The sequence below is a fragment of the Neobacillus drentensis genome, from assembly GCF_036962765.1.
Taxonomy (GTDB): Bacteria; Bacillota; Bacilli; order Bacillales; family Cytobacillaceae; genus Neobacillus; species Neobacillus drentensis_C.
Window position 1 is genome coordinate 10,574 of sequence record NZ_JBALOS010000050.1, and the last position, 507, is coordinate 11,080.

At 30.8% G+C, this 507-nt stretch carries 1 protein-coding gene; it reads right to left on the reverse strand.

The window, feature by feature from the left end; all coding sequences use genetic code 11:
- Positions 1 to 54: 54 nt before the first annotated feature.
- On the reverse strand, positions 55 to 507 hold a 453-nt coding region (locus V7137_RS08360; RefSeq protein WP_335697662.1), incomplete at its 5' end, for a VOC family protein.

Consider the following 507-nt stretch of genomic DNA (forward strand, 5'->3'; position numbering starts at 1 on the left):
GTGAGTTTTGTCCTTCATCATGCTAATGATAGACAAATCTTACACTACGTTATATTAGCTATTACAAATCATTAAAACATTGCCGTCTAAGTCTTGAAAGTTAAAATATGCGAACTCGCCTATACGTTCTATTTCTTTGACAATTGTTATATTGCTAGCCTTTATGTATTCGTATGCTGCATCAATATCTTTTGCGTAGAAATTGAATAATACATAATTGGAAGGTTTGAACTTGAAATCTAAGTCAAACGTATGGTCATCTAAAGTTAACCCTGTTTCGCTTGTTACCGGAATATTATATACAGGCGATTCAATTTCATTTAGATGACATGGTATTCCAAGAAGGTTATGATACCATTCAGCTGATCTTTTAAGGTCCTTAACATGGATGAAAACATTGTTGACTTTACTTTTAATTGGAGATTCTATTGATTTCATTATATTTCCACCTTTCTCTATTTTATTTATGAATTCAACAATATTAGCCACATATCCTCTAATAATTTT